This window comes from Ruegeria sp. BK1 (assembly GCF_056535645.1).
Map to the genome: position 1 here is coordinate 163,639 of NZ_JBQFIS010000002.1, position 24,162 is coordinate 187,800.

General features: G+C 58.0%; 21 protein-coding genes and 1 pseudogene. 16 read left to right on the forward strand and 6 right to left on the reverse strand.

Translation table 11 applies throughout. The features are described from left to right. The first annotated feature begins 26 nt into the window (after positions 1–26). From ACR3E7_RS19280 to ACR3E7_RS19290, 3 genes are all read left to right on the forward strand, one after another. Positions 27–1,151 carry a substrate-binding domain-containing protein gene (locus ACR3E7_RS19280; protein WP_480504047.1) on the forward strand — a complete coding sequence of 375 codons (1,125 nt, stop codon included), beginning with the start codon at positions 27–29 and terminating at the stop codon, positions 1,149–1,151. A 62-nt stretch (positions 1,152–1,213) separates the two neighbouring features. Further along, on the forward strand, positions 1,214–2,275 hold the full coding sequence (locus ACR3E7_RS19285; RefSeq protein ID WP_480504049.1) for a sugar phosphate isomerase/epimerase family protein: 1,062 nt from the start codon (positions 1,214–1,216) through the stop codon (positions 2,273–2,275). Further along, on the forward strand, positions 2,272–3,393 hold the full coding sequence (locus ACR3E7_RS19290; RefSeq protein WP_480504051.1) for a Gfo/Idh/MocA family protein: 1,122 nt from the start codon (positions 2,272–2,274) through the stop codon (positions 3,391–3,393). The genes ACR3E7_RS19285 and ACR3E7_RS19290 overlap by 4 nt, the downstream gene beginning before the upstream one ends. 106 nt (positions 3,394–3,499) lie before the next feature. On the opposite strand, the gene ACR3E7_RS19295 is transcribed toward ACR3E7_RS19290, so the two are convergent. After that, entirely contained in the window at positions 3,500–4,213 is a 714-nt protein-coding gene (locus tag ACR3E7_RS19295) for a response regulator (protein ID WP_480504053.1), read from the reverse strand. After that, positions 4,206–6,449 carry an ATP-binding protein gene (locus ACR3E7_RS19300; RefSeq protein ID WP_480504055.1) on the reverse strand — a complete coding sequence of 748 codons (2,244 nt, stop codon included), beginning with the start codon at positions 6,447–6,449 and terminating at the stop codon, positions 4,206–4,208. Before ACR3E7_RS19300 ends, ACR3E7_RS19295 begins: the two co-directional genes overlap by 8 nt. A gap of 247 nt (positions 6,450–6,696) precedes the next feature. On the opposite strand from ACR3E7_RS19300, the gene ACR3E7_RS19305 reads away from it, so the two are divergent. The 4 genes from ACR3E7_RS19305 (at position 6,697) to ACR3E7_RS19320 (ending at position 9,909) form a co-directional block, all read left to right on the forward strand. Next, a complete protein-coding gene (locus ACR3E7_RS19305) occupies positions 6,697–7,536 on the forward strand; it encodes an alpha/beta fold hydrolase (RefSeq protein WP_480504057.1) in 840 nt (279 codons plus the stop codon). Between the two features lie 39 nt (positions 7,537–7,575). Continuing rightward, positions 7,576–8,406, forward strand: a complete 831-nt coding sequence (locus ACR3E7_RS19310) for a class I SAM-dependent methyltransferase (RefSeq protein WP_480504059.1) — start codon at positions 7,576–7,578, stop codon at positions 8,404–8,406. 117 nt (positions 8,407–8,523) lie between these two features. Then, positions 8,524–8,883 carry a group I truncated hemoglobin gene (locus ACR3E7_RS19315; protein ID WP_480504061.1) on the forward strand — a complete coding sequence of 120 codons (360 nt, stop codon included), beginning with the start codon at positions 8,524–8,526 and terminating at the stop codon, positions 8,881–8,883. Between the two features lie 3 nt (positions 8,884–8,886). Next, entirely contained in the window at positions 8,887–9,909 is a 1,023-nt protein-coding gene (locus ACR3E7_RS19320; protein WP_170771605.1) for an adenylate/guanylate cyclase domain-containing protein, read from the forward strand. Between the two features lie 22 nt (positions 9,910–9,931). Here the strand turns inward: ACR3E7_RS19320 and ACR3E7_RS19325 are convergent, their stop codons facing one another. Next, entirely contained in the window at positions 9,932–10,558 is a 627-nt protein-coding gene (locus ACR3E7_RS19325) for a helix-turn-helix domain-containing protein (RefSeq protein WP_170771603.1), read from the reverse strand. Positions 10,559–10,703: 145 nt separating this feature from the next. Here ACR3E7_RS19325 and glyA point away from each other — a divergent pair, with 145 nt between their 5' ends. The 9 genes and pseudogenes from glyA (at position 10,704) to ACR3E7_RS19370 (ending at position 21,751) form a co-directional block, all read left to right on the forward strand. Next, positions 10,704–11,957: a serine hydroxymethyltransferase gene (gene glyA / locus ACR3E7_RS19330; RefSeq protein ID WP_480504063.1), complete on the forward strand. Its 1,254-nt coding sequence runs from the start codon at positions 10,704–10,706 to the stop codon at positions 11,955–11,957. 10 nt (positions 11,958–11,967) lie between these two features. Beyond that, on the forward strand, positions 11,968–13,350 hold the full coding sequence (lpdA, locus tag ACR3E7_RS19335; protein WP_480504065.1) for a dihydrolipoyl dehydrogenase: 1,383 nt from the start codon (positions 11,968–11,970) through the stop codon (positions 13,348–13,350). A 14-nt stretch (positions 13,351–13,364) separates the two neighbouring features. Continuing rightward, positions 13,365–14,309, forward strand: a complete 945-nt coding sequence (lipA, locus tag ACR3E7_RS19340; protein ID WP_480504067.1) for a lipoyl synthase — start codon at positions 13,365–13,367, stop codon at positions 14,307–14,309. Between the two features lie 24 nt (positions 14,310–14,333). Next, on the forward strand, positions 14,334–15,707 hold the full coding sequence (locus ACR3E7_RS19345; protein WP_480504069.1) for an alanine/glycine:cation symporter family protein: 1,374 nt from the start codon (positions 14,334–14,336) through the stop codon (positions 15,705–15,707). Between the two features lie 79 nt (positions 15,708–15,786). Further along, the gene (locus tag ACR3E7_RS19350; protein WP_170789435.1) at positions 15,787–16,209 is read left to right on the forward strand and encodes a universal stress protein; all 423 of its coding nucleotides are present in this window, start codon (positions 15,787–15,789) and stop codon (positions 16,207–16,209) included. Positions 16,210–16,225: 16 nt separating this feature from the next. Then, the gene (gcvT, locus tag ACR3E7_RS19355; protein ID WP_170791787.1) at positions 16,226–17,320 is read left to right on the forward strand and encodes a glycine cleavage system aminomethyltransferase GcvT; all 1,095 of its coding nucleotides are present in this window, start codon (positions 16,226–16,228) and stop codon (positions 17,318–17,320) included. Between the two features lie 18 nt (positions 17,321–17,338). After that, a complete protein-coding gene (gcvH, locus tag ACR3E7_RS19360; RefSeq protein ID WP_170775892.1) occupies positions 17,339–17,704 on the forward strand; it encodes a glycine cleavage system protein GcvH in 366 nt (121 codons plus the stop codon). Between the two features lie 115 nt (positions 17,705–17,819). Continuing rightward, a pseudogene (gcvP, locus tag ACR3E7_RS19365) lies at positions 17,820–20,674 on the forward strand (aminomethyl-transferring glycine dehydrogenase). An 87-nt stretch (positions 20,675–20,761) separates the two neighbouring features. Then, positions 20,762–21,751 carry a helix-turn-helix domain-containing protein gene (locus ACR3E7_RS19370; RefSeq protein ID WP_480506120.1) on the forward strand — a complete coding sequence of 330 codons (990 nt, stop codon included), beginning with the start codon at positions 20,762–20,764 and terminating at the stop codon, positions 21,749–21,751. 100 nt (positions 21,752–21,851) lie between these two features. Here ACR3E7_RS19370 and ACR3E7_RS19375 read toward each other — a convergent pair whose 3' ends face one another. Genes ACR3E7_RS19375 through ACR3E7_RS19385 form a run of 3 tightly spaced genes read right to left on the reverse strand, consistent with a single transcriptional unit; the run spans position 21,852 to position 24,161 of the window. Further along, complete coding sequence (locus ACR3E7_RS19375) at positions 21,852–22,571, reverse strand: FadR/GntR family transcriptional regulator (protein WP_480506118.1); 720 nt, start codon at positions 22,569–22,571, stop codon at positions 21,852–21,854. 3 nt (positions 22,572–22,574) lie between these two features. After that, positions 22,575–23,408 carry a sulfite exporter TauE/SafE family protein gene (locus ACR3E7_RS19380; RefSeq protein WP_480506116.1) on the reverse strand — a complete coding sequence of 278 codons (834 nt, stop codon included), beginning with the start codon at positions 23,406–23,408 and terminating at the stop codon, positions 22,575–22,577. Between the two features lie 3 nt (positions 23,409–23,411). Further along, positions 23,412–24,161, reverse strand: coding sequence for a DUF1028 domain-containing protein (locus ACR3E7_RS19385; RefSeq protein ID WP_480506114.1), 750 nt, complete (start codon positions 24,159–24,161; stop codon positions 23,412–23,414). Between the last annotated feature and the right edge of the window lies 1 nt (position 24,162).

Here is a 24,162-nt window from a genome sequence, read left to right on the forward strand (position 1 = left end):
GAAACTTTTCAGAGGAGGAAAACAAAATGATCAACAAGTTTACAGCGACAGCCTTGGCGGCTTTGGTGGTAGCGCTTCCCGCGCAAGCACAGAATTTCGATGACCCGGTGGAGTTCGCCAAACAAAAGGACATGCTGGGGGCTGCCGCCAACGGCGAGGCTGAAACACCCTGGTTGCAGTACTATGGCGACGTGATGGCTGATACGTCGGCGTACAAGAAAGACGGCCCTCATACGATTTGTTTTTCGAACGCGGGCGTCAACAATCCTTGGCGCGTAGTTGGTTGGAATACAATGCAGGCCGAGGTCGAGCGGCACGACAACATTGCGGACTTCGTTGTGACCGATGCGGAAGGCTCGGATGACAAACAGATCGCCGATATCGAAGATTTGCTGGCTGGCGGAACTTGTGACGCCTTGATCGTGTCCCCCAACACGACAGCAGCCCTGACCCCCGCTGTGGAAAAAGCCTGCGCGCAATTGCCGGTCATCGTGTTTGACCGCGGCGTAAACACGGATTGTCCCGTGACGTTTATCAAACCGGTCGGCGGGTATGGTTTCGGCATTCAATCGGGCGAGTTCATCGCCGCCAACGCACCCGAAGGCTCGGACGTACTGATGTTGCGCATCCTGCCCGGCGTGGATGTGCTGGAAACCCGCTATTCCGCGGCCAAGCGCATCATGGAAGAGGCTGGGTTAAATATCGTAGGGGCCGAGTTCACCGATGGCGACCGTGCCAAGACCAAGGCGATTGTCGAGGATTATATCCAGCGCGGAACCCAATTGGGCGCAGTTTGGATGGACGCTGGTGCCACTTCAGTCGCCGCTATCGAAGCCTTCGAAGATATGGGCTTGGAGGTTCCGATCGTAACCGGCGAGGATCAGCAGGATTTCCTACAGAAATGGCAGGAGATTGGCCTGAACACCATTGCTCCGACCTACCCGACTTATCAGTGGCGCACGCCTATCCTGGCAGCTCTGAAAGTTTTGGATGGCGAGGCCATTCCTGGGCCGGAATGGAACCTGCCACAACCGGCGATCACCAGCGACAATCTCGGCGATTTTGTGAACCCCTCCATGCCTCCGCTGCACTACGCAGCCTGCGGGTGTGAAGACATGCCCGGCTACCCTGAACGCTGGGGTGGCAAATAACTGAGTGAATTCACCGGGGCTGCTTGAGGCCCCGGTATTCGGAATTTGAAAGGGAGTCTGTGATGTCGGGTGCAATCAAAGGGCCAGGACTGTTTCTTGCGCAGTTTGCGGATGATGCCGCGCCGTTTAATTCGCTGGGGTCGATTGCGGAATGGGCGGCCGGTCTGGGGTACAAGGCAGTGCAGATCCCGACCTTTGATGGGCGGCTGTTCGACTTGGACAAGGCGGCGGACAGTCAGACCTATTGCGACGAAATACTTGGCACCTGCCGCGACGCAGGGGTTGAGATAAGTGAACTGTCGACCCATTTGCAAGGCCAGCTGGTTGCCGTTCACCCGGCTTATGATCCAGCTTTCGACGCCTTCGCGCCCCAAAACATGCATGGCGACCCAAAAGCGCGGCAGGATTGGGCTGTGGACCAGGTGAAGAAAGCTGCCAATGCGGCCCGGCGCTTGGGGCTGGACACAACGGTAAGTTTTACCGGATCACTGGCCTTTCCCTATCTTTACCCTTGGCCGCAGCGCCCCCAAGGTCTAATTGAAGAAGCCTTTTCCGAGCTTGCCCGTCGCTGGCGTCCGATCTTTGACGCCTATGCAGAACAGGGCGTTGCCATCGGATTTGAAATTCACCCTGGCGAGGACGTCTTCGACGGAGCCACCTTCGAGATGTTTCTGGATGCGGTGAACGGGCACGAGGCCTGCCAGATCAACTACGATCCCTCGCATTTCCTGTTGCAGCAGATGGACTATCTAGAGTTCATCGACCTCTATCACGAGCGCATCTGTGCTTTCCACGTCAAGGATGCCGAGTTCAACCCGACCGGTCGCCAAGGTGTCTATTCCGGTTATCAAAGCTGGACCAACCGGGCGGGGCGGTTCCGCAGCCTTGGCGACGGGCAGGTAGATTTTGGGGCGATTTTCTCGAAGCTGACGCAATATGGATATGACAGCTGGGCTGTTCTGGAATGGGAATGCTGTCTAAAATCGCCCGAGCAGGGCGCTGCCGAGGGCGCGCCCTTCATCGCGCGTCATATCATTGAAACCACGGACAAGGCCTTTGACGATTTCGCAGGCGGCGAAGTGGATCAGGCCATGATCCGATCCATGCTGGGGTTGGGCCAATGACACCATTGAAACTGGGCATGGTCGGCGGCGGAAAAGGCGCCTTTATCGGAGCCGTACACCGAATTGCCGCCCGGCTGGATGGGCAGTGGCAGCTGGTGGCCGGTGCGCTGTCTTCCGACCCGCAGCGCGCGGCGGCCTCGGCGCAAGAGCTGGGGCTTGATCGGAGTTATGCAGATTTTCGTCAGATGGCACAGGCCGAGGCAGCGCGCGACGACGGTATCGACGCCGTAGCGATTGTGACGCCCAACCATATGCATGCCGATCCGGCGATTGCGTTTCTTGAAGCGGGGATCCACGTCATTTGCGACAAACCTCTTTCCGCCACTGCTGAGGATGCCGCGCGCATCAAGGCCGCAGCCGAGGCGTCATCCGCCCATTTCATCCTGACGCACAATTACACCGGCTATCCGATGATCCGGCAGGCACGTGAGATGGTGCAGGTGGGTGAGTTGGGTAAGTTGCGGCTGGTGCAGGTCGAATACGCGCAGGACTGGCTGACCGAACCGGCGGATGCCGACAACAAACAGGCCGACTGGCGCACGGACCCTGCACGGTCGGGTGCTGGGGCGATCGGCGATATCGGCACACACGCTTTCAATCTGGCGTATTTCGTGTCGGGTGAAGTGCCCTCACATCTGGCGGCGGACCTTTCAAGCATGGTGCCGGGCAGGCAAGTGGACGACAACGCCCATATCCTTCTGCGCTATGGCAATGGTGTGCGAGGCATGCTGTGGGTCAGTCAGGTGGCTGTGGGAAATGAAAACGGGCTGCGACTTCGGGTCTATGGCGACAAGGGCGGGTTGGAATGGTCACAGGAACACCCCAACCATCTGTACTTTAGCCGCTTTGGTGAACCAACTCAGGTTCTGACCAGAGGGTCGGCGGCGACATCAGAAACCGCGCGCGCGGCCACCCGCATTCCGCCCGGTCACCCTGAAGGCTACCTGGAAGGGTTTGCGACGATTTACAAGGACGCAGCGGCGCTGATCCGAAAAGATCAAGATCGCCAAGATCTATTGCCTGAGCTGAGTGATGGTTTGCTGGGGATGGCATTCATCTCGGCTGCACTCAAATCGTCCGATAGTGATGGCGTGTGGCAGCCGGTCTCAATCCAGTAAGGTAACTGAGCTTGCGCCGAACCTAATGACGGCAATGACCCGCCAGACGCTTGGACTCCAAGGTTGTCTGTGGTTTCGCCGTAGGTTTTGTCAAAATCTGCGCAGTCTATTTGGGATCATAGACATACCCGATCCCGCGTACGGTCCGGATGATCTGGGGCTTTTCGGGGTTTGTCTCCAGTTTTCGGCGCAACCTGGAAATACGGATGTCGATACTGCGATCAAACGGGTCCCAGGACCGATCATGCGCATGTTCAAGTAGTTGGTCACGGTTCAGAACACGCCCTTTGTTTTCCGCGAAAACCTTGAGCAACCTGTATTCCATGGCCGTCAACGGAACTTCTGACCCATCTTCGGCCAGAAGTTTGGCGGCCTCTTTATCCAGTACATAATGTCCAAATGCGGCCTGTTCGGCGTCAGTCGAACCCGCCGAGGGTTTGTCAGTCAGGGCTTCGCGACGTAAAATGGCCTTGATCCGGGCTTCAAGTTCCCGAAGGTCGACCGGTTTGCCCAGGTAATCATCTGCGCCCATCTCAAGCCCGACAATCCGGTCTACAACGTCGCCGGCTGCCGTCAGCATGATGACTGGCGTCATGTTATCTGGTCGCAGAGATCTGAGGATGGACAAGCCGTCCTCGTTGGGCATGTTGATATCCATGATCATCAGGTCGACCGGCACATCTGCAACAATCGCGCGCAGTTCTTCGCCGCCAGAGGCAGTTGAGACCTGATACCCGCGTTTGCCCAGATATTCTTGCAACATCTCACGCACGTCGATTTCATCGTCGCACACCAGAATGTGGCATTGCTGACTATTCATCTGACAAGTCCTTCTGGTCTGCAAGCAACTGCCCGACAAGTGTCCGGAGTTCCGAGGGTGATACGGGTTTTTCAAGATAGGGTAGGCCGGATTCCTTCAGTAAACCCAAAGAGCTTTCGCCCATCGTGTCACCGGTGATATAAGCGGTTTTCTTCAGCATCTCGGGGAAGCGCGTTTTCAACGCTTCAAAAATCTTTCGCCCATCGACACCCGGCATGTTCAGATCGCTTAGAAAGATATCGTATGACGATATCTGCAGCCGGTTCAGCGCCTCTTCACCCGAGGACACGAAGTCTACCTCGAACCCTTCCCGTCGCAGGATCTCGGCATTCAATTCCCCGACCTCGACCTCGTCATCCACTACTAAGGCCCTATGCCTGGATGCGGCTGGAATGGAGTCTTTTGTGTCATCCGAACGGGTGCTTTCGTCAGAGGCGATTGGCAGGGTAATTCGGAAACACGTGCCAGTGCCTCCAGTTTGCTCCAGCCTGATCTGACCACCATGGGACAGTATTATGCGGTGACAAAAGGCCAGGCCGATGCCTGTGCCATCGCCGACCTCCTTGGTGGTGAAGAAGGGCTCGTATATCCGCGGTGCTATGGTTTTGGGGATGCCGGGGCCGTTATCCTCGACTGTGATTTCGATCATGTTTGTGTCTGCCCGGGTTTCGGCAGACAACGTGATCCGATCGCCGACACCCGAAGATGTCATCGCCTGTTCCGCGTTGATAATCAGGTTGATGATAACCTGCGTGATTTGATCTGCGTCCCCTGCAATGGGTGGCATATCCTGCGGAACAACGCGAGAAATATTGATCTCACCCGAGGTGCTGCCATAGCCCGCCACATCGGCAGCAGTTTCGATCAAAGTGAGCACATCGACGGGTTCGATCTTGCTGGGTTGCTGCCGTGCCATCGCAAGAAATGTTTTGACGATCTTGGCGCAGCGTTCCGCGGCGTTGCCGATCTTTTCAATTCTGACTGTCAGGTCCGGATCTGTTATCTCTTCCTTCAACATCAGCGAATGACCCACAACCACCGACAGCGGATTGTTAAGCTCATGGGCGACACCGGCAAGCAGCTCTCCCAGGGCCGACATTTTTTCATTCTGGAAAAGCATCTCGCGCTGTTTTGTTAGTTCGGCTTCAATGGCCAGTTCGTCTGTCAGATCACGCGTGTTCGAAACGATGACTTCCTCGCCATTGAATTCGATAAGTCGAGACGAATCCGCGGCCCAGAATTTGCGCCCACGCGCGTCAACGAACTCCATCCGCCGGTCCTTCAGCGCACCTTCTTTTCGCAGGTCGTTCAAGTATCGCTCGCGCTCGGTCGGGTCGGCATAGTACGACTTGGAGCTCTCGGCATCGCCAAACAGCGCTTTGATCTCGGGCGTTGCAAACAAGACCTTGCCAGTTTCTGCATGAGTCATGTTGATCGCGGCAGGGTAGGCCTCCATAACCTGTCGGATCAACGCATCGGCTTCTTTTTGCACAGTCAGGTCGATGATGCTGGTGACGATGACTTCTTCGCCTTTGTAGTCGATCAGCTGCGAAGAGATTGACGCTGGAAACGTCGCGCCCGCTGCGTTCACCAGATCTAGCTTGTAGTCCTCAACCCGGCCATCGGCCAAAAGCAGAGTGATGAAATCTGCGCGTTCTTCCGGGTTCAAATAGTGCTCGCGCGCTGACTTCGAAGGGCCGAACAACTGCAACGCCGCCGGCGAGCGATAGAGGATCTGTCCATCGCCAATGCGCGCCATGGTGACGACGGCAGAGCTGGCATCCAGCACCTTGCGGATCAGTAGATCCCCATCGCGCTCTTCAACCTCGGCCTGTTTTCGTTCAGTGATATCCTCGCGCGTGACGACGAAACCGCCGAACTTCGTTGGATGAACAGAGACCAGAAACGTCCGCCCATCCGTTTCAAGAAGCTCAAAGTCCTGAATGAAGTCGATACCATTGGCCAGCCGGTCCGAGACCCATTGCTGTTCATTGCCGACTGCGTCCGCGTAGATGCCCCGCCGCGCCGTTTCGCGCATCAGGATTTCCCAGTCGAGGCCCGGTTCCAGCAGGTCGGCAACCCCTTTGTTCATCTCGGCATAGCGTTGGTTGAACATGACCAGACGACGATCGTCGTCATAAAGGGCAAACCCCTCTTTCAAGGACTCGATCGCGTCGCGCAGAAGATCCCGCGCCTTTTCGATTTCTTCTAGATCAGTTGCCGAGTCCATGTTCATTCCGAATGTCTAGAATATCAGTGTTTCAGTGCCATTTCAAAATCGGCCAGCTGTGTTTCAATTGTTTCAAGGCGTGCATTTTCCTGCCACAGACCTTCGAAAACATGGCGTGTTTGGAACCGGATAGCGCGTTGTGTGAACGGCTTCACAGAGCAACAACTGAAACACGAACCGCTGATTTCAGAAATCACATTGAAACATAAAACGCCCAGTTTTGGTCCATCAAAATTGTAGTTGGGTCAAAATGATGAGTATTTCTTTTATCACTACCGAAACAACCAACGCACCGATTGTCGCGTTGCATTCCTCGGCATCAAATGGTGGCCAATGGGGTCAGTTGGCAAAGGATCTGGCAGGGCGGTTTTCTCTCCATGCCTTTGATTTGCCCGGCTACGGGCTCGATCCCCTTGAACCTGACATGTCCCAGACTGGCGCGGCAATTTCGGCAGCACCTGTTCTGCGCGAGATCGAAGCACTGGGACGCCCCGTGCATCTGGTCGGTCATTCCAACGGTGGCGGCATCGCGATCAAGATCGCTCTGCTGCGCCCTGACCTGGTGAAAAGCCTGACGCTCTACGAGCCGGCAACATTTCATTTCCTTGCTCAAGGGAATGACTTGGGCCAAGTGCTGTTTCGCGACATTCAGCACGTGTCGGCGACGGTCTCGACTGCGGTATCCACGGGTGATCCCGCCAGTGCGATGCAGCACTTCCTGAACTTCTGGAATGAAGATGGATTTTGGGAGGCGCTGCCCGAACAGGCCAAAGACCGCTTCGCCACGATGGTGCCCTCGGTCCTGCGCGATTTCGAAAATGGTTTCGCCGAAGACTGGGATCTGTCCGAACTGTCCAGGCTTGAAATGCCGACTCTGGTCATGACCGGGCTGGAATCACCGCAGATTGCGCAGCACGCGGCAGTGGAAATCGCGCAGGCGCTGCCCAATGCGCGGATGGCGCTGTTGCCCGAGCTGGGGCACATGGCTCCGATCTTCCAGTCGGAATGGGTCAACTCGCGGATCATTGAACACGTGGCCAGCACCGAGCGGCCCGCCGTGAACATCAGCTGGCCAAGCGGGAAAGCCGCCTGAGCCACATAAATTCAGCATTCAGCAAGAAGGATTGTGATCATGAATGTTCAAACATCTACCACGGCCACCCCGGACTTTACGGCTATTAAAGCCAAACAGAACGTTGCCTGGGGGTCTGGCGACTACAGCAAAGTGGGCGTGACCCTGCAGATCACCGGAGAAGAGCTTGCCGAGGCGATGGCGATGACGCCGGGTGCCAAAATTCTGGATGTCGCGGCCGGAAATGGCAATGCCACCCTGGCGTTCGCCCGGCGGTTTTGCGATGTCACGTCGACCGACTATGTTGAAACTCTGCTGCAGGCCAGTAGCCAGCGCGCCAAAGCCGAAGGTCTGTTTGTGACCTACAAAGTTGCCGACGCCGAGAACCTGCCTTTCGGGGATCAGACTTTTGATGCGGTGGTTTCAACCTTTGGTGTGATGTTCACGCCCAATCAGCAGCAATCCGCGGCCGAGCTTCAGCGCATGGTTCGTCCGGGTGGCAAGATCGGTATGGCAAACTGGACACCGGACAGTTTCATCGGACAGTTGTTCAAAACCATTGGGAAGCATGTGCCACCGCCTGCGGGTGTGAACTCTCCGGCGCAATGGGGCAGTGAAACCTGGGTTCAAGAGACGTTTGGAGGCAAGTGCGAAATCACGTCTTTCCGGCGCAAAACCTTCATGTTCCGCTACAGATCGGCCGAGCATTTTCTGGAATACTTCCGCACGTTCTATGGCCCGATGCAGAAAGCGTTCGAGGCACTGGATACATTTGGGCAAGCCGCCTTGCGCGCAGACATGATGACGTTGATCCGGGAATTCGATGTATCGACAAATGACACGTTGTGCATTGCCTCGGAATACGCCGAGATCATCGCGGAACGCCGCTGATTTCGAACGCCATTTCTCCAACGTTTCAACACATATGTTCAGGAACGTTGGAGAAATGCGCATGAGCAAATCAGGGTATGCGGGTGAAGAGTAATTTTCAGATAGGGATTTGTTAAAATGGTTGAGCGCACACTTTACGAGAAATACGGCGGGTTTTCCAAAATCAGCAAAATCGTGATTTCTTTTTACGACAAACTTTTGGACAACGATGAGGTTGGCCCATTCTTTGATCATGTGGACATGACGAAAATGGTAGACCATCAAACAAAATTCATCGCATCTTTGCTAGGTGGCCCGGCTTCTTATACAGACAAACAACTGCGTCAGTTGCATTCGCATCTTGAGATCACGAATGCTCATTTCGATGAGCTGGAAACCGTGTTGCAAGGCGCGCTTCAAAAACACAACGTGGCAGAGGACGATATCGCTGTTGTCCTGGCAGAATTCGGGAAACGTCGTCCTCTGATTGTTAGGTAAACCATGACTATCGAAGCCATCAATGAACAGTTGCTGCGTGCCATCGGTGTGGGTGTTGCGCTTTTGGACCGCGAAACACTTCGGTTCGGGTTCCGCAACGACACGTTCGAGGATTGGTTCAATACCGAAACTCAATCGTCGCATTTGCAGCAGCTATTCCCCGATCTGGAGATTGAGACGGTTCGCAAGAGCTTGTTTGAATCCGGTCGCTATACCTCGGAAATCAGTTTCAAGAAGAAACGCCGGACATTGGTGATCGCGCTGGACTTTACAGTCGCGCATGATGATGTGCTGGTTCTTGTCTGTCAGAACATCACCCGCATCAAAGAGCTGGAGTCTATGATTGATTCCTACTCGATGATGGTTGAGCGCAATACGCGTGAGCTGAAACGGGAAAAGGAACAGGTTGAAAAGCTGTTGCTGAACCTGATGCCGCGGTCTGTCTACGAGGAATACAAGACCTTTGGGGTCGTGACGCCGCAGCTTTACGATCCAGTGTCCGTCCTGATGCTGGATTTCGTGGGTTTCACCGAGATGGTAGCTTCGCAGGACCCCAGCGTGACGGTTACCGAGTTGAACGACATCTACAGCGCCTTTGACCGGATCGGTGAGCAATTCGGTTGCGAGCGTATCAAGACCATTGGTGACGCCTATATCACGGTTGCAGGTTTGCCGGATCCGACGCCGGATCACGCAAAGGCAATCGCCAATACGGCCATTCGTTTTGTCCGTTATCTGACCCGCCGCAACCTGAGCCATCCGCACCAGTGGCGCTGTCGAATCGGGCTGGCCTCGGGTTCGGTTGTGGGCTCGGTCGTGGGTATCCAGAAATATGTCTACGATATTTTCGGACCGGCGGTGAACCTGGCCTCACGCTTGCAAGAGTTTTCGGAACCGATGCAAATCACCGTTCAGGACGAAGTCGCCGAGGTGTTGAAAGATCAGTTCGACATTGAAAGTGTTGGCCTGAAATCCGTTCGTGGCTTTGAACAGCAGGAAATCTGGCGCCTGACGGACAGGGATTGAATGCGTTTTGGCTGTGTCGCCGTCATCTGAGATTTTGCGCGGCAGAGCCTTCCAAAGACACCCAAAGCACCTTTGCATCTTCCTTGCTGGTCGAGATGCAGCCGTGCCCCATTCCACTGTCGTAGTAAAGCGAGTCTCCGGCTTTCATTGGAAGCGGGCGGTAGTGTTCGGACACAAAGATCAATTCGCCACTGATGACGTACATGAACTCTTCTCCGCTATGTCTGATCCAGTTCTCGAACTCTGAGACATCGCGGGCCTTGATCGTGGCGATATAGGGCAGCATCCGTTTGCTGGTTAGTTCAGGGCACAATAGCTCGTGCAGATATGTGGGGGTGTCCCGCGTTTCGCCCTGACCTTTGGGGGTGAAGTCGCGCCGACCCGAAATGCCTGTTTGACCCGATTGCAGGAATAACTGAGGCGTGCTCATATCCAGCGCCTGAGTCAGCCGTCGAACGATGTCAAAGCTGGGGCGGGTCTGGTTGTTTTCGATCTTCGAGAGTGTCGAGCGCCCGATTCCCGCCGCCCGCCCGGCCTCTTCCAGAGTCCAGCCTTTTGCACGCCGCGCGTCCCGAATGGACCGGCCCAGTGCCGCCCCATCGTCATGTTCTTCCGCATTGGAAACATCGCCGGGGGTATCTTCAGACATGTATTCTCCTTGTTTTTCAAAGATTAGCCGGTTTTCCCAAGCTGCACAACTTCACAATTTTGAGAATAATGTTGCTTTAAGAGATATAATTCCACTATAGGAAACAAAATCTCTTACATGGGATTCGATAATACGGGAGGAGACAATGTTCAAAACTTCGCTCAATACAGCAGACCCGGTTATCGCTGCGTCGATCGCACGCGAAAGCCAGCGGCAGGCTGAGCAAATTGAATTGATCGCGTCAGAGAACATCGTCTCTCAGGCTGTGATTGAGGCCCAAGGTTCCGTGCTGACCAACAAATACGCCGAAGGCTATCCGGGTCGCCGCTACTATGGCGGGTGCGAATTTGTGGATGAGGTTGAAGCCGAGGCAATCGAGCGGCTGAAACAGCTTTTTGGTTGCGAATTTGCCAATGTGCAGCCGCATTCGGGTGCTCAGGCAAACGGGGCTGTCAAATTGGCTTTGCTCAGCCCCGGTGACACGATCCTTGGAATGTCGTTGGACGCTGGCGGCCATCTGACTCATGGTGCAAAACCCGCGCAATCGGGCAAGTGGTTCCGGCCAGTACAGTACGGACTGACCGATGCGGGGTTGATTGACTATGATCAGGTGGCGTCTTTGGCGCGGGCCGAGAAACCCAAACTGATCATCGCAGGTGCGTCCGCCTATTCCCGGACAATTGATTTCGCCCAATTCCGCCAGATCGCGGACGAGGTCGGGGCCTGGTTGCTGGCCGATATGGCACACATTGCAGGGCTTGTGGCAACGGGCTTGCACCCTTCGCCGGTCGGTCATGCCCATGTGGTGACGTCAACTACGCATAAGACGCTGCGTGGTCCGCGCGGTGGCATCATCCTGACCAATGATGCGGCGCTGGCCAAAAAGCTGGACTCGGCAGTGTTTCCGGGCCTTCAGGGAGGCCCTTTGATGCACGTGATCGCAGGCAAGGCCGTCGCGTTTGGCGAAGCACTAAAACCTGAATTCTCAACCTATATGCAACGGGTTGTCGACAGCGCCTCGGCCCTTGCCCAAGTGATGATGGCGCGCGGTTGCGACATCGTTTCTGGTGGTACGGACAATCACCTGATGCTGGTCGATCTGCGCCCTATCGGGGTGAAGGGTAAAGACGCCGAAGCCGCGTTGGAGCGTGCAGGTTTTACCTGCAATAAGAACAGCGTTCCCGGCGACCCGGAAAAACCAACTGTGACCAGCGGTATCCGTTTGGGCACTGCCGCCGGATGCAGCCGTGGGTTCGGGCCGGATGAATTCCGCCAGATCGGCCACTTGATTGGCGATGTTCTGGATGCGCTGGTCCGGACGCCCGAAGGCGATGCGACCGTTGAAACACGGACCCGCGATAAGGTCCGCGCCCTGTGCGCACAACACCCCATCTACTGAGAGACGACCCATGAACATTTATGACCTGATCGTCATTGGCGGCGGCCCGGGCGGCTATGTCGCGGCCATTCGCGCCGCCCAATTGGGGATGAAAGTGGCCTGCATCGAGGGGCGCGGGGCGCTGGGTGGTACCTGTTTGAATGTGGGGTGTATCCCCTCCAAAGCGTTGCTGACCTCCTCGGCCAAATATGCCGAACTTGCACATCTCTCCTCCCATGGCATTGCGGTCGAGGGGGCCAGCATCGACGTACCCGCCATGATGGGGCGCAAGGACAAGATCGTGGGTGATCTGACCAAGGGCATTGGGTTTCTGTTCAAGAAAAACGGCGTTGAGCTGATCGAAGGCTGGGCGCGCATTCCCGCCGACGGGCAGGTGCAGGTTGGCGTTAATACCTATGAAGCCAAGAACATCCTGATCGCCACCGGGTCCGAGCCGTCGCCGCTGAACGGGATCGAGATTGATGAGCAGCACGTATTGAGTTCGACCGGAGCCTTGGCGCTGGACACGGTGCCGGATCATCTGGTTGTTGTCGGCGCGGGCGTGATCGGGCTGGAACTTGGGCAAGTCTGGGTGCGTCTTGGCGCTAAGGTTACGGTGGTTGAATATCTCGACCGCGTGCTGCCCGGCATTGATGGCGAGATTGCGAAACTGGCGCAACGGGCCTTGTCCAAACGGGGGCTGAAATTCCAGTTGGGGCGCGCGCTGAAGGCCATCGACAAATCAGAAACCGGATTGACGCTTACGCTGGATCGGGTCGGCAAAGACAAGGAAGAGGTGATTGAGGCCGACAAGGTCCTGATCGCCGTTGGCCGCCGTCCCGTTACGCGCGGGTTGGGGCTGGAAGATCTGGGGATAGCTCTTGACCCGCGCGGCTTTGTTCCGGTTGACGGGAAGTTCCGCACCTCGGTGCCCGGTATCTATGCCATCGGCGATTGCATCCTCGGCCCGATGCTGGCCCACAAAGCCGAAGAGGACGGCGTAGCCTGTGTCGAGATGCTGGCCGGGCAGGATGTTCACGTGGACTACAACACCGTACCGGGTGTTGTGTATACCGACCCCGAGGTCGCCTCGGTCGGCGCAACCGAGGAGGCGCTGAAAGAGGCCGGTACCGACTACACGGTCGGCAAGTTCGCCTTCATGGCCAACTCGCGCGCGCGTTCGACCGGGGAAACCGACGGCGCGGTAAAGGTTCTGGCTGACCCGAGCGGCAAAATTCTGGGCGCGCATATTTGCGGAGCCCATGGCGGCGATCTGATCGCAGAACTCGTTCTGGCGATGACCAAAGGCGCCACCGTCGCCGATGTTGCCGCGACCTGCCACGCACATCCAGCCATGGGAGAGGTGGTGAAAGAAGCCTGCCTCGACGCCATGGGTCGCGCGATCCACGCCTAAGGAAGTTCAGCCAGATGACCATCCAGCTTCGCCCTCGCCACCCGGAAAAGGCCAAAAAGGCCGACAGCGTGATCCCGCGCAAGCCCAAGTGGATACGCCGAAAAAAGATCGAAAGCGCCGAGTACTATGAGACTCGCCGCCTGATGCGCGATCACGATCTGGCAACTGTCTGCGAAGAAGCCGCCTGCCCGAATATCGGCGAATGCTGGTCCAAACGTCACGCCACCATGATGATCATGGGCGAGGTCTGCACCCGCGGTTGTTCCTTCTGCAACGTCGCAACCGGACGCCCGGATGCGCTCGATGTGTTCGAGCCGGGCCGCGTCGCGTCGGCGGTCAAAAAACTGGGCTTGCGCCATGTGGTGATCACATCCGTGGACCGTGACGATCTGACTGATGGCGGGGCCGAACATATCGCACAGACCATCCGCGCCGTGCGTCATCAAAACCCCGGCACCACGGTAGAGGTCCTGACCCCCGACTTTCTGGGCAAGGGCGGCGCGGCGGAGGCCGTCTTCGAAGCTGCGCCGGATGTGTTCAACCACAATCTTGAAACGGTCCCGCATCTCTACCCGACGGTTCGTCCCGGCGCACGCTACTATACTTCGCTGCGCCTGCTGGACGACGCCAAACGCGCCAATCCCGAGATTTTCACCAAATCCGGTCTGATGGTCGGGCTGGGGGAAAGCCTGGATGACGTGCGGCAGGTGATGGACGACCTGCGCGCGGCACAGGTCGATTTCCTGACGGTTGGGCAATATCTGCAACCGACTCCGAAACACCATCCGATCGACCGGTTCTGGACACCGGAAGAGTTCACCCAGCTGGAGCAGATCGCGCGCTCCAAGGGCTTTCTGCTCGTGTCGGCCACACCGCTGACCCGTTCGTCGTTCCACGCGGACGAAGATTTTGCCGCCCTCAAGCAAGCTCGCCAGCGGGCGATTGCTGCCGGGGCATAACCAGACGCACTAGGGAGGAATACCATGGAAGCGTTAAATTCAATCGTAGGGGCCATCAATGGCGTCGTTTGGGGACCGCTGATGCTGGTTCTTATCCTCGGCGTCGGCTTCTTCCTGCAGGTCGGGCTGAAATTCATGCCGATCCTGCGCATTGGCACAGGCTTCAGCCTGCTGTTCAAAGGCCGCGAAGGGCAGGGCGAGGGGCAGATCAGCCCGTTCAACGCGCTGATGACCTCGCTGTCGGCAACTATCGGTACGGGCAACATCGCTGGTGTGGCCACTGCTGTCTTCCTGGGCGGTCCGGGTGCTTTGTTCTGGATGTGGATGACCGCCCTGGTGGGCATGGCCACCAAATATGCTGAAGCCGTCTGCGCGGTGAAATATCGTGAGAAAGACGAGCTGGGCAACTATGTTGGCGGCCCGATGTACTACATCAAGAACGGCCTCGGTGCGAAGTGGGCCTGGCTGGGTGTAGCTTTTGCCCTGTTCGGCGCGGTCGCAGCTTTCGGTATCGGCAACGGCGTACAGGCAAATGGTGTTGCTCAGGTGTTGGAGGCCAATTTCGGCCTGAATACTTCGGTCACCGGCGTTGTTCTGATGGTCTTGACCGCAGCTGTTATCCTGGGCGGAATCACGCGCATCGGTGCTGTCGCGGGCAAGCTGGTTCCGTTCATGGCTGTTGCCTATATCATCGCGGGCCTGCTGGTTCTGCTGATCAACATCGGCAACATCGGACATGCGCTGTCCCTCGTCTTCACCTACGCATTCACCCCGTCCGCCGCCGAAGGTGGGTTCGCGGGCGCAGCCGTCTGGGCCGCCATCCGCTTTGGTGTGGCACGTGGTGTGTTTTCGAACGAAGCGGGTTTGGGTTCCGCCCCGATTGCGCACGCCGCTGCCGAGACTAAAGGTCCGGTAAACCAGGGCCTGATCGCGATGCTGGGTACGTTCATCGATACCATTATCGTCTGCTCGATCACCGGTCTGGCAATCATCGCGTCGGGTGCCTGGACATCCGGTGAATCCGGTGCGGCGCTGACCAGCCATGCGTTCGAACTGTCGCTGCCGGGTATCGGTGGGTATTTGATCGCCATTGCCCTGTCGATCTTTGCCTTCACTACAATCCTTGGCTGGTCCTTCTACGGCGAAAAATGTGTCGAGTTCCTGCTGGGTGTGAAATCCCTGATGCCCTACCGCGTTTTGTGGATCGTCATGATCTACTTCGGCGCAACTGCGGATCTGGGCTTCATCTGGCTGCTGGCGGACACGCTGAACGCCATGATGGCTGTCCCGAACCTGATTGCTCTGGCCCTGTTGAGCCCAATCGTCTTCAAACTGACGAAAGAGTTCTTTGCCTCGGGCGGCCAGTCTGAAGAGCCGGGCGCAAAACCCGCCGAATAGGTTCGGCCCGACCAAAACGGGGGGGCCAACCCGGCCCCCCGCCTTTGAAACAGAATTCCATATCTCGAGGAGAGACGTGATGGCCAAGAAAATCCTGCTGCCGATTGATCATACGGATGACCGTTCCTGGAAACTGGCTCTGCCGGTCGCATTGGAACAAGCGAAATTCTACGGCGCCGAACTGCACGCGGTTTCCGTCATCCCTGAGATAATTCAATTGCCGAACCTGCCTGCGAATTATGGTGCCGGTGCCAAGGATCACGTTCGCAACGCGGTCCAGGCCATTCTGGATCACGGCGATGCCTCCGATGTGGCGATCCACATCGAAGAAGGCAGCGTCTACCGTGAAATCCTGAAACTCGCCTATAAAGAGGGGTTTGATCTGATCGTCATGGCCTCCACCAAGGGCGATTTTCCGAACTATGAAATTGGCCCGAACCTGGCCCGGGTGGTGCGGAACGCGCACTGCACCGTCACGGTCGTTCGCGACCAATCCCGCTAATTGAAAGGTTATAGATATGACATTACCGCGGCGCACGCCTTTGTATGACTTGCATGTTGAGTTGGGCGGGAAGATGGTTGATTTTGCTGGGTGGGAGATGCCTGTTCAGTATTCTTTGGGGATTATGGGTGAGCATTCGCAGTGTCGCGAGAGGGCAGCGGTGTTTGACGTCAGCCATATGGGTCAGGTGATTCTGCGCGGTGAGAATGTGGGGGAGAAGCTGGAAGCTTTGTGCCCGCAGGCTTTTGCGACGCTGAAAGAGGGCAAGGCGCGCTACGGTTTTTTTACGAACGAAGACGGCGGGATCATGGATGACCTGATCGTGTCGAATGCGGGGGACCATTACTTTGTGGTAGTGAACGCGGCGCTGCGGCATCAGGACATTCCGCATATGCGCGAACATCTGGACGGCGTCGAAGTGACCGAGATCTTCGACCGTGCGCTGGTTGCGGTGCAGGGACCCAAGGCCGAGGATGTGGTGGGCGATCTCTGCCCTGCGGCGCGGGATCTGAAGTTCATGGAAACCACGGTGGCGGATATCAACGGCGTTGAATGCCGTATCTCACGCCTGGGTTACACCGGTGAGGACGGGTACGAGATCTCGATCCCCGAGGACAAGGCCATAGAAGTGACCCGCGCGTTCCTGGCGCATGAGGATTGTGAAGCCGCCGGTCTGGGCGCGCGCGACAGCCTGCGGCTGGAGGCGGGGCTGTGTCTTTACGGCAATGACATCGACCAGAGCACCTCTCCGATCGAAGCTTCGTTGGCTTGGGCAATCCAGAAGCGCCGCAAGGAGGAGGGCGGCTTTCCCGGCGCTGCGCGTATCCAAAAGGAACTGGCCGACGGGCCTGCACGCAAGCTGGTGGGCATCAAGCCGACAGGTCGAGCGCCTGCACGTCAGGGCGTGGAAATCCAATGCGCCGAGGGCAATAGCATTGGCCAGATCACCTCGGGCGGGTTTGGCCCCACGGTGGGTGGACCGGTGGCGATGGGCTATGTGGCGGCGGGCCATGGCGCGCCGGGCGAGGTGGTCAACCTGATCATCCGGGGCAAGCCGCAACCGGCCGAGGTTGTGGCGCTGCCCTTCGTCACCCAGAATTACAAGCGTTGAAGTCAGGAGAGAAAGACCATGGCAACCTATTATTCCGAAGAACATGAATGGCTGGATGTGGACGGCGACACGGCCACGCTGGGCATCACCAAGCACGCCGCCGAGCAGCTGGGCGATGTGGTCTTCGTGGAACAGCAGGAAGTGGGTGACGAGTTCGAGAAAGACGGCGAGATCGGCGTGATCGAATCCGTCAAGGCGGCCTCGGAACTCTATGCGCCGGTGGATGGCGAGATCACCGAGGTCAACGAAGCACTGGCCGACAATCCCGGCGCGCTGAACGAAGACCCCGAGGGTGAGGCGTGGATCTACAAGATCAAGATCGCGGACGCGTCGCAACTCGAAGATCTGATGGACGAAGCTGGCTACAAGGCCTTCATCGGCTGATCCAGACCGGGGCCCTGTACAGGGCTTCGCCCGTTCGGGCCGAACCGGCTCGTGATGATGTATCGGAGGCCTGCGTGGTCTCCGCCCGACCTGACTTATTCATAGGAGCGCTGCAATGGCTTTCAAACTGACCGACTACGAAGCCTATGACTTTGCCAATCGCCGCCATATCGGGCCCAGCCCGACCGAGATGCGCGACATGCTCAAGGTGATCGGCTTCAAGACGCTGGACGCGCTGATCGACGCCACCGTCCCGCCCGCGATCCGCCAGAAAGAGCCGCTGGACTGGGGTCCGGCGATGACGGAACGCGATGCGCTGTTCCACATGAAAGAGGTGGCGAGCAAGAACAAGGTTCTGACCTCGCTGATCGGTCAGGGCTATTACGGCACCACCACGCCGGCGCCAATCCTGCGCAACATCCTGGAAAACCCGGCCTGGTACACCGCCTATACGCCCTATCAGCCCGAGATCAGCCAGGGCCGGCTTGAGGCGCTGTTGAACTTCCAGACCATGGTCAGCGATCTGACCGGGCTGGACGTGGCCAATGCCTCGCTGCTGGACGAAGCCACCGCCGCGGCTGAGGCCATGGCGATGGCCAAGCGCGGTGGTCGGTCCAAGGCCAACAACGCCGCCTTCTTTGTCGACCGCAACTGCCACCCGCAGACCATCGCTGTGATCAAAACCCGCGCCGAGCCCTTGGGCATCGACGTACAGGTGGGCGATCCCGACCAACTGGAAGCAGGCGCCGTCTTTGGCGCGATCTTCCAATACCCCGGCACCCACGGCCATGTGCGCGACTTCACCGCCGAGATCGCGGCGCTGCATGAGCACAAAGCGATTGCCATCGTCGCCGCCGACATCCTGTCGCTGGCGCTACTGAAGTCACCGGGTGAGATGGGCGCGGATATCGCCATCGGATCGACCCAGCGCTTTGGCGTGCCGATGGGCTATGGCGGGCCCCATGCCGCCTATATGGCGACCACCGACAAGCTGAAGCGCGCGATGCCGGGCCGGATCATCGGTGTCAGCATCGACAGCCGGGGCAACAAGGCCTACCGCCTGGCGCTGCAGACCCGCGAGCAGCATATCCGCCGCGAAAAAGCCAACTCGAACGTCTGTACCGCGCAGGCGCTGCTGGCGGTGATGGCCTCGATGTACGCGGTCTATCACGGCCCCGACGGCATCAAGGCGATTGCGCAATCGGTGCACCGCAAAACCTCGCGCATGGCCGCCGGTCTGGAAGAGGCGGGCTTCTCGGTCGAACCCGAGGTGTTCTTTGACACCATCACGGTCGAGGTCGGCCACTTGCAGACCACCGTTATGGAGGCCGCCGTTGCCCGTGGCATCAACCTGCGCAAGGTCGGCGAGACGAAAGTGGGCATCAGCCTGGATGAACAGACCCGCGCCGAGACGATTGAGGCGGTTTGGGGCGCCTTCGGCATCGACCGTCAGGATGACAGCTCGAACGTGGCGTACCGCCTGCCGGATTACGCCCTGCGCGAGACGCCCTATCTGACTCACCCGATCTTCCACAAGAACCGGGCCGAGGCCGAGATGACCCGCTATATGCGCCGTCTGGCCGACCGCGACCTGGCGCTGGACCGGGCGATGATCCCGCTGGGATCCTGCACCATGAAGCTGAACGCGACGATCGAGATGATCCCGGTCACATGGCCCGAGTTCGGCAATCTGCACCCCTTTGCTCCGGAAGATCAGGCGCAGGGCTATCATGAGATGATTGCCGATCTGAACGACAAGCTGTGCCAGATCACCGGCTATGACGCGATCTCCCAGCAGCCCAACTCGGGCGCGCAGGGCGAGTATGCAGGCCTGCTGACCATCCGCAACTATCACTTCGCCCGCGGCGAAGGGCACCGCAATGTCTGCCTGATCCCAACCTCGGCGCACGGGACCAACCCGGCCTCGGCGCAGATGGTGGGCTGGCAGGTGGTGCCGGTGCAATCGGATGAGAACGGCAATATCGACCTGAATGACTTCCGCGCCAAGGCCGAGAAGCATTCGGATCATCTGGCCGGCTGCATGATCACCTACCCCTCGACCCATGGCGTGTTCGAGACCACCGTGCAGGAGGTCTGCCAGATCACCCATGACCACGGCGGTCAGGTCTATATCGACGGGGCCAACATGAACGCCATGGTCGGCCTGTCGCGTCCCGGAGACATTGGCGGCGATGTCAGCCACCTGAACCTGCACAAGACCTTCTGCATCCCCCATGGCGGTGGTGGCCCCGGCATGGGCCCGATCGGTGTCAAGGCACACCTTGAAGAGCACTTGCCCGGTCACCCGGAATACGGCACCGCCGTGGGGCCGGTCTCGGCGGCGCCTTTGGCTCTCCCTCGATCCTTCCAGTGAGCTGGGCCTATGTGCTGCTGATGGGTGGCGCGGGTCTGACGCAGGCGACCAAGGTTGCGATCCTGAACGCCAACTATATCGCAGCGCGTCTGCAGGATGCCTATCCGATCCTCTACACCTCCGAGACCGGTCGGGTCGCGCATGAATGCATCCTCGACACCCGTCCGCTGGACGCCGAGGCGCATGTGACCGTCGACGACATCGCCAAACGTCTGGTCGATTCAGGTTTCCACGCCCCGACGATGAGCTGGCCGGTTGCCGGCACCCTGATGGTGGAGCCCACGGAATCTGAGCCCAAGGATGAGTTGGACCGCTTCTGCGACGCCATGCTCTCGATCCGATCCGAAGCGCAGGATATCATCGACGGCAAGATCGACGCGGAGAACAACCCGTTGAAGAACGCCCCCCACACGGTGCGCGATCTGGTCGGCGACTGGGACCGGCCCTATAGCCGCGAACAGGCCTGTTTCCCTCCGGGCTCCATGGGCGTCGACAAATACTGGTCCCCCGTCAACCGCGTCGACAACGCATACGGAGACCGAAACCTCGTTTGCACATGCCCTCCAATGGACGCGTACGCGGAAGCGGCGGAATAATACTCAGATAAATCCCCCGCCCAGCGGGGGAAACACCATCCAAGGAGCACCTTTTCTGACCTTACACAACCAGACTTGGTAAATCTGATGAAACACTACGTTGTTCAAAAAGATCAGGCGAATAGGGACGCAGTGCAGCCAATGGCAAAACGCGTTCGAAACATCGAAGTTGTTCTGCAACGCCCTGAGGATAAAGCGACCGTAGAACCGATTATGTCGTTCTACAGGGCTTTGAACAGGTTGATCGAGGCGCACTCCTATGTCGTCAACCTACGCATTCTTGCTGAAGACAAAGTTGGCGAGCCCCTTTATTGGACTGGTCGCTCTGTCATCTTCTGGGGCGATCACGAGCAGACTTGGCATCCTATTGGATCAGAACGGCTTTGGGTCGCTCAGGTCTTGAACCTTGCGCCTCGGACAATGCTTGTCGGAGGGGCTGTGATGCTGTTGATGCTGGCGGGCGGTTCTGGTCGCAAGCTGGGTGCGGTCCATCCGGGTTTCCAAGCCGGTGCGGCAGAGCAAGGGTTGGAAAGCTGCGGAACATCAACCCATCTTTCTGCGACGGGGCGCCTGCATAGTGCCAATAGCCGGATCAGTTCTCTCAGGTTACTGGCCCGCTTCGTGTCGATTGATCATGGCGAACATATAGCGGATGTATTACGCAAATATATCGGGTTGGAAGAACCGACGCGGGGGAGCGAAAGTCGGGTTGTAAATCGGCTGGTGCGTCGCTCTGGCGGGGACGAATTGGTTATTCATACGCTGAAAACTATGCTGGAGACGATTGAGGAACCGCTTAGTATTTCCGAATTGTCAAAAGTCGTTGGAACATCGACACGTCAGTTGCAGCGACGGTATCTGTGCAAAACGGGCACTAAGCTATTGGACACCTATAAAGAACTTAGATTGGAGCGGGTGCACTGTCTTTTGAGACATACCGACTTACCGTTTTCGGAAGTTGCCATTGCCACGGGGTTTTCGTCGCGGGTGGCAATGTCTCGGGCTTTCTTCAAGCACTACAGGTCAAAGCCGGAAGACAGTCGAAAGCAGCGATATTACGGTAGTTTGGATATTTGAACCTGCGGCAGAGGGTCGTTTTGCATTGAACGCCTTGCCAGTATTGTTTGCGGCTTCAAAGCAGGGAGTATTAGAATTGCGAGGCGCTGATGCTCTCTTTTCAATCCGAGTGAAGATCGGTTAAGTGCTGGGTTAGCCCATAAGTCCTTTCGCGCAACATGGCGTTGGAAACGGACAGCAGATGTGACTGCATAACTTCCGCTGCGCCCTGACTGTCACGCGCGGCAATCGTGCTGAACAATTGTTCATGCTGTTCGCCCAGACGCACCAGTGTCGAGGCGGAATATTGCGTCGCGCGCTGCCGGGTCCACTCCGATTGTTTTCGAACCGCGCGGATTGAATCGTAGACCGTCAGAAACAGCGGATTATGCGCAAGTTCCGCGATCTTGTAGTGAAATACATCGTCGGCGACCCCATAGGCCTGAGTATCAGCCGCATCCAGCGTGGCCTGCATCAGTTGCTCGAGCGTGCGCAGTTCTTTGGTAGAGGCCCGTTGCGCCGCCAGAGCCGCGAGTGCGGGTTCGATCTCTAGTCGCACTTCCATCACGTCGCGCGGCATCACTTTGGCTGCCACAGCCCGGAACGGGCTGGCACCCACTGCGGGCGGTGGTGACACAAAGGTTCCCTGACCGTGGCGGCGAAATACAGTGCCGTCTTCTTCAAGCTGATCCAGTATTCGACGCATCCGGGTGCGGGTCACGTTCAATGCCTCGGCCAGCGCCCGCTCTGGCAGCAGCTTGCCGTTCTTCAGGAAATCACCTGTTTCGATTCCCGCCCGCAAGGCTGTAGTCAGTTCGATATCTGTTGGACAATTTCCCAAAGGTCAGAACGCTCCGATCAGGTCATAGAACATGCGCAAGGACGTAAGCATCAGGAAGGCGCCAAAGGCAAGACGCAATGCACGTTGCGAGATCGTGTGAGCGATGCGTACGCCGACATGGGCAAAGCTGGTCGTCAGCGGGATGATCAGCGCTGCCGCGATCAAGTTGACATAGCCAAGCGAGAAGGGCGGTAGCCCCGTCCGCCCCAGCCCTGTCGCCGCATAGATCAACGCGCCGGGCAGGCCGATGACGAAGCCGATGGCAGCTGATGTGCCGACAGCGCGGCGGATGTCATAGCCCAAAAAGTTCAGTACGGGCACGCAGACCGTGCCGCCACCGATGCCCATCATTGCCGAAATCGCCCCGGCAAATACGCCGGTTGCAGCCCAAACGCGGGGTGAAAAGCTGCGGGGCGGGCCGTCATTGCCGGGCTTGCGAAAGATCATGTCCAGCGCGACCACAGCTGCCACCGTGGCAAAAACAGCAACCAGAATATAGCCGCTGACCACACCGCCCAATATCCCGCCGATCACCACGCCGACCAGAATGGCCGGGGCCCAACGTTTCAGCAACGCCATATCCAGCGCGCCGCGCTTATAGTGCCCCCAGCTTGAGGACAAAGCAGTGAACACGATGGTAGCCAGCGATGTTCCAACCGCCACCTGCATGGTCAGCGCCGGATCACTACCTGTCAGCGACAATGCGAAATACAGGGCAGGGACGATTACGATCCCTCCGCCAACCCCCAGCAACCCGGCCAGAATACCGCCGAACACGCCAGCGGCTGCGGCAATCGCGATCAAGGTCGCCAGGGTGGAAACGTCAATCCCGCCCATGCATCACGCCGAATCAGTGGCCAGTGAACGGCTGACGCGCCCTTCGGCCTGCCGCTGGGCCTCGGCCTCGGCAATCGCTGCGTCAAGGGCGGTGCGGTCGGGATTGCCCGAGAAATTCTGTTCGCTCGGCATCGCCTCGGCGAAATGCAGGTACCGCTCACTGGCGACATCATAAAGCCGTCGCAGTTCGGCCAGCGGATCAGAATGGTCGTCGCTGCGCAGATCTAGCCAAGAATGGGTCTGACCGCGATTGATGACCAAGCCGGCAGCCTGCTTGCCGCGCTTGTCACCGCCTGCACGCTCGCCCGCCTCCATCGCCGCCATCAACCGTTCGGGGAAGGGCAGCGCGCCCTCGGCCGCATAGGTTTCAAAGGTCGCATCCACCACTTCGGGTCCCGCCAGCATATTACCCGCGACCGAGTGCATCTGCCCGATCCGATGCCCGGCCCAGTCAACGCAGGCCGATCCGGTACAGGCGGCGAAATTGCCATGTGCATCCATAAGATGGGCCTGCCGCGCGTCCCGGCCGGTGTCGCGGGCGACCAGATCATCCAATACCGATTGCGCGGCCTCTCCAGCCTCAAGTCGCCTTAAGCCTTCGGTGCCCCAAACCGGGTTCGAGAAAGCTTGCGAAGCGATGGCGCTACGCGGGCCAACATTGGGAACACGCGCGCCACAGGCGAAAAAGCGGCTGGCCACGATAAGGCCGATGGCGCCGGTTTCCGGGTCTTTTGCAATCAGAGAATAGGTCATG

What these genes read in the sequence shown, in the direction of transcription:
- ACR3E7_RS19300 (WP_480504055.1), bottom strand. Translation starts at nt 6,449, where the DNA reads ATGAACATGGACTCGGCAACTGATCTAGAAGAAATCGAAAAGGCGCGG.
- ACR3E7_RS19315 (WP_480504061.1), top strand. Translation starts at nt 8,524, where the DNA reads ATGGTTGAGCGCACACTTTACGAGAAATACGGCGGGTTTTCCAAAATC.
- ACR3E7_RS19280 (WP_480504047.1), top strand. Translation starts at nt 27, where the DNA reads ATGATCAACAAGTTTACAGCGACAGCCTTGGCGGCTTTGGTGGTAGCG.
- glyA (WP_480504063.1), top strand. Translation starts at nt 10,704, where the DNA reads ATGTTCAAAACTTCGCTCAATACAGCAGACCCGGTTATCGCTGCGTCG.
- ACR3E7_RS19380 (WP_480506116.1), bottom strand. Translation starts at nt 23,408, where the DNA reads ATGGGCGGGATTGACGTTTCCACCCTGGCGACCTTGATCGCGATTGCC.
- ACR3E7_RS19285 (WP_480504049.1), top strand. Translation starts at nt 1,214, where the DNA reads ATGTCGGGTGCAATCAAAGGGCCAGGACTGTTTCTTGCGCAGTTTGCG.
- gcvH (WP_170775892.1), top strand. Translation starts at nt 17,339, where the DNA reads ATGGCAACCTATTATTCCGAAGAACATGAATGGCTGGATGTGGACGGC.
- ACR3E7_RS19350 (WP_170789435.1), top strand. Translation starts at nt 15,787, where the DNA reads ATGGCCAAGAAAATCCTGCTGCCGATTGATCATACGGATGACCGTTCC.
- ACR3E7_RS19320 (WP_170771605.1), top strand. Translation starts at nt 8,887, where the DNA reads ATGACTATCGAAGCCATCAATGAACAGTTGCTGCGTGCCATCGGTGTG.
- ACR3E7_RS19305 (WP_480504057.1), top strand. Translation starts at nt 6,697, where the DNA reads ATGAGTATTTCTTTTATCACTACCGAAACAACCAACGCACCGATTGTC.
- ACR3E7_RS19325 (WP_170771603.1), bottom strand. Translation starts at nt 10,558, where the DNA reads ATGTCTGAAGATACCCCCGGCGATGTTTCCAATGCGGAAGAACATGAC.
- ACR3E7_RS19345 (WP_480504069.1), top strand. Translation starts at nt 14,334, where the DNA reads ATGGAAGCGTTAAATTCAATCGTAGGGGCCATCAATGGCGTCGTTTGG.
- ACR3E7_RS19385 (WP_480506114.1), bottom strand. Translation starts at nt 24,161, where the DNA reads ATGACCTATTCTCTGATTGCAAAAGACCCGGAAACCGGCGCCATCGGC.
- gcvT (WP_170791787.1), top strand. Translation starts at nt 16,226, where the DNA reads ATGACATTACCGCGGCGCACGCCTTTGTATGACTTGCATGTTGAGTTG.
- ACR3E7_RS19295 (WP_480504053.1), bottom strand. Translation starts at nt 4,213, where the DNA reads ATGAATAGTCAGCAATGCCACATTCTGGTGTGCGACGATGAAATCGAC.
- ACR3E7_RS19310 (WP_480504059.1), top strand. Translation starts at nt 7,576, where the DNA reads ATGAATGTTCAAACATCTACCACGGCCACCCCGGACTTTACGGCTATT.
- ACR3E7_RS19370 (WP_480506120.1), top strand. Translation starts at nt 20,762, where the DNA reads ATGAAACACTACGTTGTTCAAAAAGATCAGGCGAATAGGGACGCAGTG.
- lipA (WP_480504067.1), top strand. Translation starts at nt 13,365, where the DNA reads ATGACCATCCAGCTTCGCCCTCGCCACCCGGAAAAGGCCAAAAAGGCC.
- ACR3E7_RS19290 (WP_480504051.1), top strand. Translation starts at nt 2,272, where the DNA reads ATGACACCATTGAAACTGGGCATGGTCGGCGGCGGAAAAGGCGCCTTT.
- lpdA (WP_480504065.1), top strand. Translation starts at nt 11,968, where the DNA reads ATGAACATTTATGACCTGATCGTCATTGGCGGCGGCCCGGGCGGCTAT.